14 protein-coding genes are annotated in these 12,518 nt (G+C 42.2%); 10 read left to right on the top strand and 4 right to left on the bottom strand.

The window, feature by feature from the left end; translation table 11 throughout:
• Window positions 1-2: 2 nt before the first annotated feature.
• The 4 genes from HMPREF3034_RS02250 to rfbC all read right to left on the bottom strand — a co-directional run bounded on the left by HMPREF3034_RS02250 (window position 3) and on the right by rfbC (window position 3,353).
• Window positions 3-725, bottom strand: coding sequence for a glycosyltransferase family 2 protein (locus HMPREF3034_RS02250; RefSeq protein ID WP_062432806.1), 723 nt, complete (start codon window positions 723-725; stop codon window positions 3-5).
• Between the two features lie 7 nt (window positions 726-732).
• Window positions 733-1,137, bottom strand: a complete 405-nt coding sequence (locus HMPREF3034_RS02245; RefSeq protein ID WP_231725588.1) for a GtrA family protein — start codon at window positions 1,135-1,137, stop codon at window positions 733-735.
• Window positions 1,138-1,936: 799 nt separating this feature from the next.
• Window positions 1,937-2,749 (bottom strand): DUF4738 domain-containing protein, encoded by an 813-nt coding sequence (locus tag HMPREF3034_RS02240; protein ID WP_036898090.1) that lies wholly within the window; start codon window positions 2,747-2,749, stop codon window positions 1,937-1,939.
• 55 nt (window positions 2,750-2,804) lie between these two features.
• Window positions 2,805-3,353: a dTDP-4-dehydrorhamnose 3,5-epimerase gene (gene rfbC / locus HMPREF3034_RS02235; RefSeq protein ID WP_036898086.1), complete on the bottom strand. Its 549-nt coding sequence runs from the start codon at window positions 3,351-3,353 to the stop codon at window positions 2,805-2,807.
• Between the two features lie 316 nt (window positions 3,354-3,669).
• Here rfbC and HMPREF3034_RS02230 point away from each other — a divergent pair, with 316 nt between their 5' ends.
• The 10 genes from HMPREF3034_RS02230 (at window position 3,670) to lysA (ending at window position 12,461) form a co-directional block, all read left to right on the top strand.
• The gene (locus tag HMPREF3034_RS02230) at window positions 3,670-4,719 is read left to right on the top strand and encodes an HU domain-containing protein (protein WP_062432802.1); all 1,050 of its coding nucleotides are present in this window, start codon (window positions 3,670-3,672) and stop codon (window positions 4,717-4,719) included.
• Complete coding sequence (locus HMPREF3034_RS02225; RefSeq protein WP_062432800.1) at window positions 4,720-5,250, top strand: FHA domain-containing protein; 531 nt, start codon at window positions 4,720-4,722, stop codon at window positions 5,248-5,250. It abuts the gene before it with no gap.
• Between the two features lie 254 nt (window positions 5,251-5,504).
• Window positions 5,505-6,368, top strand: coding sequence for a formyltetrahydrofolate deformylase (gene purU / locus HMPREF3034_RS02220; protein ID WP_036898077.1), 864 nt, complete (start codon window positions 5,505-5,507; stop codon window positions 6,366-6,368).
• Between the two features lie 12 nt (window positions 6,369-6,380).
• A complete protein-coding gene (gene hisH, locus HMPREF3034_RS02215) occupies window positions 6,381-6,980 on the top strand; it encodes an imidazole glycerol phosphate synthase subunit HisH (protein ID WP_062432798.1) in 600 nt (199 codons plus the stop codon).
• Window positions 6,977-7,705: a 1-(5-phosphoribosyl)-5-[(5-phosphoribosylamino)methylideneamino]imidazole-4-carboxamide isomerase gene (gene hisA, locus HMPREF3034_RS02210; protein ID WP_062432795.1), complete on the top strand. Its 729-nt coding sequence runs from the start codon at window positions 6,977-6,979 to the stop codon at window positions 7,703-7,705. Before hisH ends, hisA begins: the two co-directional genes overlap by 4 nt.
• Window positions 7,702-8,469: an imidazole glycerol phosphate synthase subunit HisF gene (gene hisF, locus HMPREF3034_RS02205; protein WP_062432792.1), complete on the top strand. Its 768-nt coding sequence runs from the start codon at window positions 7,702-7,704 to the stop codon at window positions 8,467-8,469. The genes hisA and hisF overlap by 4 nt, the downstream gene beginning before the upstream one ends.
• Before the next feature lie 23 nt (window positions 8,470-8,492).
• A complete protein-coding gene (gene hisIE / locus HMPREF3034_RS02200; protein WP_062432788.1) occupies window positions 8,493-9,113 on the top strand; it encodes a bifunctional phosphoribosyl-AMP cyclohydrolase/phosphoribosyl-ATP diphosphatase HisIE in 621 nt (206 codons plus the stop codon).
• A gap of 12 nt (window positions 9,114-9,125) precedes the next feature.
• Window positions 9,126-9,884 carry a cell division ATP-binding protein FtsE gene (locus tag HMPREF3034_RS02195; protein WP_062432916.1) on the top strand — a complete coding sequence of 253 codons (759 nt, stop codon included), beginning with the start codon at window positions 9,126-9,128 and terminating at the stop codon, window positions 9,882-9,884.
• A gap of 34 nt (window positions 9,885-9,918) precedes the next feature.
• Window positions 9,919-11,238 carry an aspartate kinase gene (locus HMPREF3034_RS02190; protein WP_036898062.1) on the top strand — a complete coding sequence of 440 codons (1,320 nt, stop codon included), beginning with the start codon at window positions 9,919-9,921 and terminating at the stop codon, window positions 11,236-11,238.
• A 62-nt stretch (window positions 11,239-11,300) separates the two neighbouring features.
• A complete protein-coding gene (gene lysA / locus HMPREF3034_RS02185) occupies window positions 11,301-12,461 on the top strand; it encodes a diaminopimelate decarboxylase (protein ID WP_062432785.1) in 1,161 nt (386 codons plus the stop codon).
• The last annotated feature ends 57 nt before the right edge of the window (window positions 12,462-12,518 follow it).

The raw sequence follows: 12,518 nt of genomic DNA, 5'->3' as shown, positions 1-12,518 counted from the left end.
GTTTATAATGTAGACTTATATACCGACATATTCCGACTTATTTTATAAAAATCAAAAATAGCCTTATATCCTATCATAAATATCTTTTTCAAATTAATAGAATTAACACCTTTCTGACGAGGTTTGAAAGTAATATTTCTATAAACTACTTTTTCATGGAATTTTGTAAAACAAGCTGCTAACACCGCATTAGGCAAATTAAATTCTAATGGCATTAAACCCAAATACTTTGAAACTACAGAAGACTTCATCAAACGGAAAGGTGCATTCGCATCAGGAAGCCAAACTCGAAAGTAAAGCCACACATAGCTACGGAGTATATTTTCTATCATTTTCCTGTTTTTTCCATCACCTCTCACTGGTCTACAGCCCATCACACAATCATAGCTTCTTATTAACTCTAAAAACGAGGAAAATTCATTAGGATTAGTCTGACCATCACTATCAGTTTGAAAAATAAAATCAGCTTGATTAGCAATGGCATATTTATACAAGAATAATACTGTAGAACCATGTCCTCCATTTGGCTTATCTAAAGCTACTAATTGAGGATATTTTCTCTCTATTTCTTTCAAAACAGAGAATGTTTTATCTTTACTCCCGTCGTTTGCTACCACCAAACGACAATCTTCCCCTACACTTTCTACGATTGGATACCACTTCTCCACTGTTTCTGCAATATTCAACTCTTCATTGTATGCAGGCATTACAAAATAGATTTTCATACTGGCATTATTTCTTTGAAGGACTAAATGTAAAATACTTATTTAACAGGAATTGAAAGAACACCACCAAAACAATAGATAAAACCTTAGATACTAACTTAGAAAATAGGAGTTTCTCTATACATACCCAAAGAATGGTATTACTTAAAAACATTCCACACAAACCTACTATTAGAAATATACTAAAACGCTTCTTGATCTTGTCTTTAACCTTAAAATTGTAATTCCTATTCAATGTGAAACTTGTTGCGATACCGACTAACACACTAATACAATTGGATATTATATAATGTTGCCCCCCTATTTGTACAAGAAAACTATACACAAGAAAATCCAAACCTGAAGCACAACATCCTATAGCACCATACAAAATAAGATGGTGAAATTTATAATATAAATATTTTAAACTCATCCAATACATACCAACATGATTGCAATAGCTTTTGCCAAATCCATACTTATATCACGTTGCGCTACCATGTATTTTTGTATGATTACCCTATTCTTCACACACTTAGTAATATAATCTACCCTCCCTTATCAGCGTCCTCTAATACCACTAGCTTTCCATTTTAGGCCACAAGCTTGTACTCCAAAAACAGAAAAAAAATAAAATGGGAAATGGATTTTCGCAATATCCAGCAAGTAAATAAACAGATGTTTTCCTTGATTTTATGAGACGAGACTCCTCTCCTTCATACAAATAGCATGGAGGTTAATATAACGCTACGATAAACGCGCTACTCCAGAGAACTCGTCTCCACATCTGAGCCTGTTATAACTCGCAGAGAACGCATCATTAAAGACAGTCCCATTTGACGTACAAAGATATATATTTTTTATGAAAATATTGCAATGATTACACATCTTTTATAATATAGGGAGAAAAAGAGACTAAAAATGAGGGATTAAGGCTGAAACGATCGTGGTTCTTCAAACAAAAATCTGCATGTAGGGGCGAGTTGGATTCACCCACACAAACAATGATATTAAGTGTATGATAATAGGCGTAAGCAGGCGGCAATCATCGCTCTTTGCATCCAACTTCTCACTTCTTGCTACCAAATCAATAGCTCACGAACTTAACAATTCACACACTTATTTCGCTGCAGAACTTTGGCAACACTGCTGCCCCGCCCTAACAACAATGCTGCCGAGTCTTTACAGCATTCTTGTAAAGACTCGGCAGCAAATCAAGTGAAGTTGTAATATTATGCTATTTGCATCTTCATACGTCCTTGATAATCCACAATAAGTTCAACAACATAACTACTTGGACTATCAGGAATACAAACAGAAGCTGAGAAATGAAGCCCTTCGGAGTCGGACTTCACATATACAATATCGCTCAATACGCTTTGCCTGAGCGCCTGTTCAGGAACTTTCAAACTAAAATCTTGTTTACGAAAATCACGCGAATAGAGTCGACGATTACCATTGAAGACACCTAGATGAACAATATTGTCGTAGTAAACATTCTCCACTTCTACCCCATCATCGTTGAATGAACTCTTAACCACTTTATAGGATGTGGGATTCACCTGCACATAATAATGATACCGCTCATCAGCATGCATCACTATCGAGTCGCGCTTAATAAGTCGTTGTTGGTTGAGCACAACCACTTTCTTGGTTTGAAAGAACCGCAGATAAGCGCTATCCGTCGTCTTCTGCAACGTAATCACGTCGCCCACCTGATTCCGAAAGACGAATAAATGAGCCACTTGCTTAACGATTGGGTAACTCACCACATTTGTTCCACGGAGTACCAACGTATCTTTTACCACTTGGAAATAAACAGGCATTGAAGTAGAATCAGGATAATAGATGGTATCACCTTTCACTCTAAAAGCCGGCTCATCTTCATCTTCGTTCACCCAAACACCCTGCAACATCTTCTTTGCTACACGATTTTCCACCGCCATAGCTTTCTGCCCTCTTTCTTTACAAGATGATACCAAGAGTAGTAAGGTCAGCAATACAGCGCTCGCGAGAATGTAAGTGATATTAATTTGCCTATGCATATTAGTCTAAAATTCTATTCTCAAATTCATTCAATAGCATTGCATACCGCGTATATCAATCAAACAACACGGCATCTTTCAAACTGCTAGCCTTCAAATCTTTCTCCGACGTCAGCACATCTTTCTTATCTATAGGCCATTGCAAGTTGAGTGCTTCATCATTCCACCGTATACCAGCTTCATGTTCAGGTGCATAAATATTATCTACTTTATAAGTAAAGACAGCCTCATCACTCAATACCAAGAAGCCATGGGCAAAGCCACGCGGAATAAAAAGTTGTTGTTTGTTCTCTTCACTCAATTCCACCATCACATGTTTGCCGAAAGTAGGTGAACTACGACGAATATCTACAGCCACATCGAGCACACGACCACGAATCACACGCACCAATTTGGCTTGCGAATATTCACCTTTCTGGTAATGTAATCCTCTTAAAACGCCATAAGACGACTTAGATTCATTATCCTGAATAAAGTCCACTTGTCCCACATGCTCATTGAATTCCGCTAGCTTCCACGCCTCGTAAAAATAGCCGCGAGCATCGTTAAACACCTTCGGTTTGATGATAAAGACTCCTTTTATCTCGGTCTCTTGATATTCCATAATTTAACTACATTGTCCAAACGTTGCTATAATGCCTCACCTCAGAATCATCAGGAGTTAGACACTTAATAGATGTCGCAGTACTAGGTGGAGTTTATTGACATTTGCCTGTCGACTCCTCTCCTCCTAGAGAATTTAACTTCCGTTACCTTCCACTAACTTCCAAAGTTACGAAGTAACAAGCTTACTACAGCAATTGTAACAACGCAAAGATACTACAAATAAAATTGACGACAAAAGATTATTCAGAAAATGACGAAACTATTTTTGCTTGATTCACTTGTCTTTCTCGTAATAAATTGGTAATTTTGCAAACGTGCTAGGAATTGAAAGACATATAGAGATTCTATTGCTGAACAATGATTGTGTGATAATCCCCGGATTCGGTGGATTTATGGCACATCATGTGGAAGCAAGGTATGACGAGGGAGACGGTGTTTTCCTCCCCCCTTCGCGTACAGTAGGATTTAATCCGCAACTCAAATTGAACGATTCGCTTCTAGCACAGTCGTATATTGAGGCATACGACATCAGTTACCCGGAGGCATTAGACCGAATCCAGCAGGAAGTAGCAGAACTTCGGCTCATCCTTGACAACCAAGGAGAATATGAATTCAATGATATTGGTACCCTTTCATTAGATAAAGACGGGCACCTCCAGTTTACTCCTTGCGAAGCAGGTATTCTCACGCCTAGTTTATATGGATTGAATTCGTTCCAAATGAGAGCCTTGGGACAACAGAAAACTCAGACAGAAGAGGCTGCCATTATTCCACTCAAACCAATGTCGGGAGATGTTGGCACACGCCATTTGTCCGAGACTTCCACTGTCATAGCAGAAGATGAGGAGGAAAAAGTTGTCAGTATCAAGGTTAGCATCCTACGTAATATTGCAGCGGCATGCATCATATTGATGGCATTCTTGCTCATTCCGGCTCCGCTCAACAACGATAAGATGCTGTCGAACGCAACTCCCGATACGAGTCTGTTACTCAAGATTATGCCTAGCGATATGACTATTGGCGACATAAACAGCAAGTCCCTTATCACTCCAAAAAACATCCAAGAAGCCGTAGCAAAAGCTGCCGATTCAATTTCCACAGCCTCGCGAGTTCGCAAAAACAAAGCCACTGATGTACCATATTATAGTTTGGTATTAGCCAGCAAAGTGACTCGACACAACGCTGAGGCCTATGTAGCTCGCCTCAAAGCGGCAGGATACAAAGAAGCAAGCGTACTGGAGAAGAGACAAAACCGAAAAGTAGTCTACGGCAAATACGCTACAGAGCAAGAAGCTCGTCAAGCTATGAACAAACTCAACGACAATAGTGAGTTTGCAGATTGTTGGATTAGTAAAATCAACTAAATGAAGAGAGTACGCTGTCCTAAATGCGACAACTTTATCATATTCGACGAGACCAAATACCAGACAGGACAATCCTTGGTATTTGAGTGTCCGCAATGTGGCAAGCAATTCAGTATCCGAATGGGCGTTTCTAAATTAAGAAAGACCCAAAAAGAAGAATCCAACACCGACGAAGTTCCCACCGGAGAATACGGAACCTTAACCGTCATCGAGAATGTATTCCATTACAAACAGGTCATTCCTCTGCAAATGGGCGACAACGTACTGGGGCGATACATGAAAGGCAGTAAAACCAATTGCCCCATCGAAACTGTTGACCCTAGTATTGATATGAACCATTGTGTCGTAACGGTCAGCAGAGACAAGAAAGGCAAGCTGAAATACGTGCTAAGAGATGGCCCCAGTTACACCGGAACATTCGTAGACAACGAAATATTGGGCGACAAGGAGCGTCGAATATTAGAAGATGGGAGTCTCTTTACCATCGGCGCCACAAGCATCATATTGCATACTCCCGAAACAACAGAATAATAGCTATTTCCGATTTTACAATGCATATTTATTCCATCCGGATATGATATTCGGCTGATGTATCTATTTTTTCATTTTTCAATTATCGATTATCAATTTAATATGCTACCTTTGCATAAGATAGGCTGCACTCGGTAATACGTGAGTAAACTCACATTACACTCATTGGCACTATCATTGCATAAGATAGGCTGCATAGCCTTGCAAGGCTAAAGTGCATAAGCTTATTTACGGTATAAATTGAATAATTGAGGATGAAACCGACGGCTATATTGCTCCTTCACTGCCCTGACAAACAGGGGATCATCTCCGAGGTCACTAAGTTCATCACTGATAACAAGGGAAACATTGTGTACCTTGACCAGTATGTGGATCGTGAAGATGGTATGTTCTTCATGCGCATAGAATGGGAATTGGATAACTTCGTGATTCCTAGGGCAAAGATAGAAGACTATATTTCCACTCTATATGCTCAACGCTACCAAATGGGATTCAACCTATACTTCAATGACGAGCGTCCGAGAATGGCAATCTTTGTCAGTAAGATGAGCCATTGCCTATACGACTTGCTTGCTCGGTACAAAGCCGGTGAGTGGAACGTAGAGATACCTTGCATCGTAAGCAATCACGAAGACCTGAGATATGTAGCCGAACAGTTTGATATTCCCTACCATGTATGGGCTATCAAGAAAGACCACAGCAACAAAGAAGAGGTGGAGAAAGCCGAAATGGAGTTGCTCAAAAAGGAGAAAGTGACATTCATCGTGTTGGCTCGTTACATGCAAATCATCACCGACAACATGATTCAGGCCTACCCTAACAAGATAATCAACATCCATCACTCGTTCTTGCCGGCGTTCATCGGTGCGCGTCCCTACCATCAAGCATGGGAGCGCGGAGTGAAAATCATTGGCGCGACCAGTCACTATGTTACCACAGAATTAGATGCCAGTCCTATCATCGAGCAGGATGTGACGCGCATTACGCACAAAGACACGCCCGAAAGTCTGGTATTAAAAGGCAAAGACTTGGAGAAGATAGTACTCTCTAGAGCCGTGACCAAACATATAGAGCGTAAGATATTGACCTATCACAACAAGACCATCATCTTCAGTTAAACAAGAAACAACATGCAGATAGCAATCGTAAAATACAATGCCGGCAATATCTACTCGGTCGTCAATGCCATGTTAAGATTGGGAATAAGCCCAACCTTAACCGACGACATAGAGGAATTGCAACGCGCCGACGGAGTACTCTTCCCCGGACAGGGCGAAGCTCATCATGCCATGGCTTATCTGCGAGAACATAAATTGGATCAAGTCATTGCAAATCTAAAGCAACCAGTATTGGGTATTTGTATCGGTCAACAACTGCTCTGTAAACATTCTGAAGAGGGAGATACCGACTGTATCGGTGTATTCGATGCCAAAGTAAAGCGTTTTACACCTACTCGGCACGAGGATAAAGTGCCGGCCATCGGATGGAATGAGATTTACGACTTGAAGTCGGAACTATATACCGACATACCAGAACATCCGTATACCTACTTCGTACATAGCTACTATGTACCTCTTTGCAAGCATACGATAGCCACAGCTGACTATGTCCAGCCTTTCAGTGCATCCATGCACAAGGACAACTTCTATGCCACCCAGTTCCATCCAGAGAAAAGTGGTAATGCGGGGGCACAGATATTAAAGAATTTCATTGATATTGTAAGAAGATGAACATCGAACTAATTCCTGCCATAGACCTCATCAAAGGACAGTGTGTAAGACTGACCCAAGGCGACTATGCTCGTAAAACGGTGTATGAAAGTGACCCGGTAAAGGTAGCTAAGGGCTTTGAATCGATGGGATTCAAGCGATTGCATATCGTGGATTTGGACGGGGCAAAGTCTAAACACATCGTCAACTCTGAAACACTCAAAGCTATTACGACAGCCACAAAGCTGAAAGTCGACTTCGGAGGTGGCATCAAGACCGATGAAGATATTCAGACTGCGTTTGCTTGTGGGGCTGAAATAGTGACCGTGGGGTCTATTGCCGTGACCCAACCGGAATTGTTTTTGCAATGGTTGGACAAATATGGAGCCGACAAACTCATACTGGGCGCCGACGTCAGACATGGAAAAGTATCCATCAATGGATGGAAAGAAGATTCAGAAATGGAGTTGTTGCCATTCCTAAAGACCTATACCGACCATGGTGTGAAGAACGTACTATGCACGGAAATCAGCAAAGACGGGACACTTGCTGGGCCGGCCACGGAGCTATATCAACAGATAATGGCAACCTATCCACAGTTGCATCTCATTGCAAGTGGCGGTATTTCGGGCAACCAAGACATCATGGAACTCGACAAAGCCGGTATCCCTGCAGTGGTATTCGGCAAAGCCTTCTATGAAGGACGAATTGATATACAAGAACTAAACCGCATGATAAGCGTATGACAAATAGAGGATTGGCCAAGCGAATCATCCCCTGTCTTGATGTAAAGAACGGAGAAACGGTTAAAGGAATCAACTTCGTGAATCTGCGGAGTGCCGGTGATCCGGTTGAACTAGGCAAGGCTTACAGCAATGCGGGAGCCGACGAACTCGTCTTTCTAGACATCACGGCAAGTTTCGAAGGCCGAAAGACATTTACCGAAATGGTGACACGGGTGGCTCGTGAAATCAATATACCTTTCACGGTTGGTGGAGGTATCAACGAATTGAAGGATGTAGACAGGCTCCTCAACGCTGGAGCCGACAAGGTAAGTATCAATAGTGCCGCCCTCGCCCACCCCGAACTCATCGAAGAGATAGCCCATAACTACGGTTCACAAGTATGCGTCTGCGCCATAGATGCACGGCTGGACGAAGACGGATGGCACTGTTATACGCATGGCGGAAGGGTTCGTACCAAGCGCGGATTGATAGAATGGGCACAAGAAGCTGCCGATAGAGGAGCCGGAGAGATACTCTTCACGAGCATGAACCACGACGGAGTGAAACAGGGATTCGCCAATGAAGCACTAGCAAAGTTGAGCGAAGAGGTCAATATACCGGTCATTGCGAGTGGTGGAGCAGGCACAATGGAACATTTCAGAGATGCTTTCATCAGCGGTAAAGCCGATGCTGCGCTGGCTGCCAGTGTATTCCATTTCGGCGAAATCAAGATACCGGCACTGAAAGAATACTTATCCCAAAGGGACATCAATATAAGATTATAAAGAAATAAAAACAAGATTAAGATATGACAGAGATAGACTTTGAGAAGCTAAACGGCCTTGTGCCGGCTATTATACAAGACGCTATAACCCACAAAGTACTGATGTTGGGCTTCATGAATAAAGAGGCCTACGAGAAAACATTAGAATCTAAAAAGGTGACTTTTTGGAGTAGGACTCGCAACTGCCTGTGGACAAAGGGCGAAACATCGGGAAATTACCTAAACGTAGTGAGCATCAAAAACGATTGTGACAACGATACGTTGCTCATCATGGTGCATCCACAGGGACCAACTTGCCACAAAGGAACCGACACTTGTTGGGGAGAAGACAACAACGCAAATCCCCTACTCTTCTTGACAGAGTTGCAAGACTTCATAGAGAAACGCCATGAAGAGATGCCAGAAGGCTCATATACCACCAGTCTATTTAAGGATGGACTGAACCGCATGGCTCAGAAAGTGGGCGAAGAAGCTTTGGAAGCCGTCATCGAAGCAACCAATGGAGAGGATTCACGCCTCATCTATGAGAGCGCAGATATGTTCTATCACCTCATCGTATTACTGACAAGCAAGGGGTTAAGAATTGAAGATATTGCCAAAGAGTTACAAGTTCGCCATGATCCTAACTGGCATAAACACGATTAAAACTAACGGATGATGTTAATAGATTACCAAAACATAAATGTATATCAAGTCGACAACCTCGTTCTACAAGATGTAAACTTGCAAGTGAATGAGGGAGAATTCATCTATATAATAGGTAAGGTAGGAACCGGTAAAAGTTCTTTGCTGAAGTCATTATACTGTGAACTCGACTTAGAACAGGAAAACGAAAACCAGAAAGCAGAAGTGCTTGGTCGAAACCTATTTGATTTGAAGAGGAAAGAAGTACCGGCATTGCGTAGAGACTTAGGCATTATCTTTCAAGATTTCCAGCTGTTGCACGACCGAAGTGTACGCAGAAACCTCCGCTTTGTACTTGAAGCTACAGGCTGGAAAGGCAAAGATGAAATCAACAAACGCATCGAAAGCGTGCTGAAAGAAGTGGGTATGCAAGACAAAATAGACAAGATGCCACACGAGTTATCCGGTGGCGAGCAGCAACGCATTGCCATTGCGCGTGCCATTCTGAACCAGCCAAAGATGATTATTGCCGACGAACCGACCGGTAACTTGGATGCAGAGACGGCCGGAAACATCGTGTCGCTGCTGAAAGACATTACAGGTACGGGAGCAGCAGTTATCATGACGACGCATAATATTTCTATGCTAGACCAGTTCCCCGGCATCGTATATCAATGTAAGGACAAAACTTTACAAGATGTAACAGGCGAACACAACCAGCTTGACCTTATCAACGATGAAGAGGAAGAAAACGAAATAGCTGACCATACAGAATCGGCCAAACCAGAATAAGAATTAGATAATCCATCAACAAAATAATTGCGGTATGAAAGTAATGAAATTTGGAGGAACTTCCGTTGGCTCACCCGAACGTATGAAGAATGTCGCCTCATTAATCACAGAATCAGGGGAACCCACCTTTGTCGTATTATCTGCTATGAGCGGAACTACTAATTCGCTCATTGAAATCAGCAATTACTTATATAAAAAGAACCCCGAAGGCGCAAACGAAGTCATCAATGCACTGGAAAGAAAGTATGCCCAGCATGTAGAAGAACTATATACTACAGCAGAAAAGAAGACCCAAACCGCTGATTTCTTGCACGAAGAGTTTGAATATCTACGTTCTTTCACCAAGGATTTGTTCACAAGTTTCGAGGAAAAGAACATTGTTGCTCAAGGTGAAATCATGAGTACCAACATGGTAGTAAACTATCTTCAGGAGACAGGGGTAAAGGCTAAACTCATTAGTGCGCTTGATTTCATGCGCACAGATAAAAACTCTGAGCCAGATCCACAATATATAAAGGAGAAGTTAACAGAGATTATGGCGAATAATCCGGGCTACCAAATCTACATTACACAGGGCTTCATCTGCCGCAATGCATATGGAGAAGTAGACAATTTGGAACGTGGTGGCTCTGACTATACAGCTTCGTTGATTGGCGCAGCATTGCCGGCAGAGGAGATACAGATATGGACCGACATCGACGGCATGCACAATAACGACCCTCGTATCGTCGAGAGAACAGAGGCAGTAAGGCAGTTGAACTTTGAAGAAGCAGCTGAATTGGCTTACTTTGGAGCCAAGATTCTTCACCCCACTTGCATTCAACCGGCTAAATATGCAGGTATTCCCGTTCGCTTAAAGAACACAATGGCCCCGAATGCAGAGGGTACTATCATTGATAATGTCATCGTTAGAAGCAAGATTAAGGCCGTAGCTGCGAAAGATAATATCACTGCTGTCAAGATAAAATCGAGCCGAATGCTGCTAGCTACAGGCTTCTTAAGAAAGGTATTTGAGATTTTCGAGAGCTATCAAACGCCTATTGATATGATTACAACATCAGAAGTAGGAGTATCAATGAGCGTGGATAATCCTACTCATCTCAATGAGATCGTAGACGAACTCAAGAAGTATGGCACTGTCACAGTGGATTCCGATATGTGTATTATCTGCGTGGTCGGCGATCTTGACTGGAGTAATGTCGGCTTTGAGACAGTGGCATTGGATGCTATGAAAGACATTCCTGTGCGCATGATTTCATACGGTGGCTCAAACTACAATATCTCTTTCTTAATTCGTGAAGCTGATAAGAAGAGAGCATTGCAGAATCTCAGCCGCACTCTTTTCGAAGCATAAGAAGATTATTTTTAAGAGTGTGTACCGCTCAAGTACACACTCTCCTTTCAATACAAGACACTATGAGTAAAGGAATATTTCCTATTGACAAGTTTCAAAAGATTCCAACTCCATTTTATTATTATGATACTGCGGTCTTGAGAAAGACCTTAGATACCATCAAAGAAGAAGCTGGCAAGCACGCCAACTTCATAGTTCACTATGCAGTCAAAGCCAATGCCAATGCCAAAATATTGAAGATCATTTGCCAATCTGGCTTGGGAGCCGACTGTGTGAGTGGTGGTGAAATAAGAGCAGCGATTCAATCGGGCTTTTCTCCTGTTCATATTGTCTATGCAGGTGTGGGTAAAAGCGATTGGGAAATAGAACTCGGACTCGACCATGACATCTATTGTTTCAATGTAGAGAGCATCCCGGAGTTGATGGTCATTAATGAAATTGCCGAACAGAAGGGCAAGATTGCCAAGGTAGCATTCCGTATTAATCCCAATGTTGGGGCACATACGCATGCCAATATTACCACCGGACTTGCCGAAAACAAGTTTGGTATCGCCATGGAGGATATGGAATACGTAATAACTGAGGCCAAGAAACTCAAGAATATCAAGTTCATAGGTCTACATTTCCATATCGGGTCTCAGATATTAGAGATGTCCGACTTCATCGCACTATGCGATAGAATCAACCAATTGCAATCTCAATTGGAAGAACATCACATCGTTGTAGAAAATATCAACGTCGGAGGTGGTTTGGGAATCGACTACGATAATCCCAATGAGAACCCGATTCCTGATTTCAAATCATATTTCGATACCTACGCTAAACATTTGGAATTACGTGCAGGACAGCAAGTACACTTTGAATTAGGACGTGCGGTTGTAGGCCAATGCGGTTCACTCATCACCAAGACACTGTATATCAAACAAGGTACATACAAACAGTTTGCCATTGTGGATGCCGGCATGACCGACCTCATCCGCCCAGCCTTGTATCAAGCTTCGCATAAAATAGAGAATCTCAGCAGCGAAAATAAAGTCGAAACATACGATATTGTGGGACCTATTTGCGAATCCAGCGATGTGTTTGCCAAGGCTATTAAGCTCAACGCATGCCACCGTGGCGACCTGATAGCGCTCAGAAGTGCGGGGGCTTATGGCGAAATTATGGCCAACCAATACAATTGTCGCACACTCCCTCAAGGTTATCTTACTGAAGATTTGTAATTCTATAGACTATCATGCTTACTCTCCTGACCACTATATATATTGGAGGAACCCTCA

Origin of the sequence: Prevotella sp. DNF00663, from assembly GCF_001553265.1 — a bacterium.
Lineage (GTDB): Bacteria > Bacteroidota > Bacteroidia > Bacteroidales > Bacteroidaceae > Prevotella.
The sequence above is the reverse complement of the archived record's forward strand: the minus strand, read 5'-3'. Positions and strand labels throughout refer to the sequence as shown.

Excerpts from the sequence above, each read along its gene's own strand:
- HMPREF3034_RS02250 (WP_062432806.1), bottom strand. The coding sequence starts at position 725 with ATGAAAATCTATTTTGTAATGCCTGCATACAATGAAGAGTTGAATATT.
- HMPREF3034_RS02245 (WP_231725588.1), bottom strand. The coding sequence starts at position 1,137 with ATGAGTTTAAAATATTTATATTATAAATTTCACCATCTTATTTTGTAT.
- HMPREF3034_RS02240 (WP_036898090.1), bottom strand. The coding sequence starts at position 2,749 with ATGCATAGGCAAATTAATATCACTTACATTCTCGCGAGCGCTGTATTG.
- rfbC (WP_036898086.1), bottom strand. The coding sequence starts at position 3,353 with ATGGAATATCAAGAGACCGAGATAAAAGGAGTCTTTATCATCAAACCG.
- HMPREF3034_RS02225 (WP_062432800.1), top strand. The coding sequence starts at position 4,720 with ATGAAGAGAGTACGCTGTCCTAAATGCGACAACTTTATCATATTCGAC.
- purU (WP_036898077.1), top strand. The coding sequence starts at position 5,505 with ATGAAACCGACGGCTATATTGCTCCTTCACTGCCCTGACAAACAGGGG.
- hisH (WP_062432798.1), top strand. The coding sequence starts at position 6,381 with ATGCAGATAGCAATCGTAAAATACAATGCCGGCAATATCTACTCGGTC.
- hisA (WP_062432795.1), top strand. The coding sequence starts at position 6,977 with ATGAACATCGAACTAATTCCTGCCATAGACCTCATCAAAGGACAGTGT.
- hisF (WP_062432792.1), top strand. The coding sequence starts at position 7,702 with ATGACAAATAGAGGATTGGCCAAGCGAATCATCCCCTGTCTTGATGTA.
- hisIE (WP_062432788.1), top strand. The coding sequence starts at position 8,493 with ATGACAGAGATAGACTTTGAGAAGCTAAACGGCCTTGTGCCGGCTATT.
- HMPREF3034_RS02195 (WP_062432916.1), top strand. The coding sequence starts at position 9,126 with ATGTTAATAGATTACCAAAACATAAATGTATATCAAGTCGACAACCTC.
- HMPREF3034_RS02190 (WP_036898062.1), top strand. The coding sequence starts at position 9,919 with ATGAAAGTAATGAAATTTGGAGGAACTTCCGTTGGCTCACCCGAACGT.
- lysA (WP_062432785.1), top strand. The coding sequence starts at position 11,301 with ATGAGTAAAGGAATATTTCCTATTGACAAGTTTCAAAAGATTCCAACT.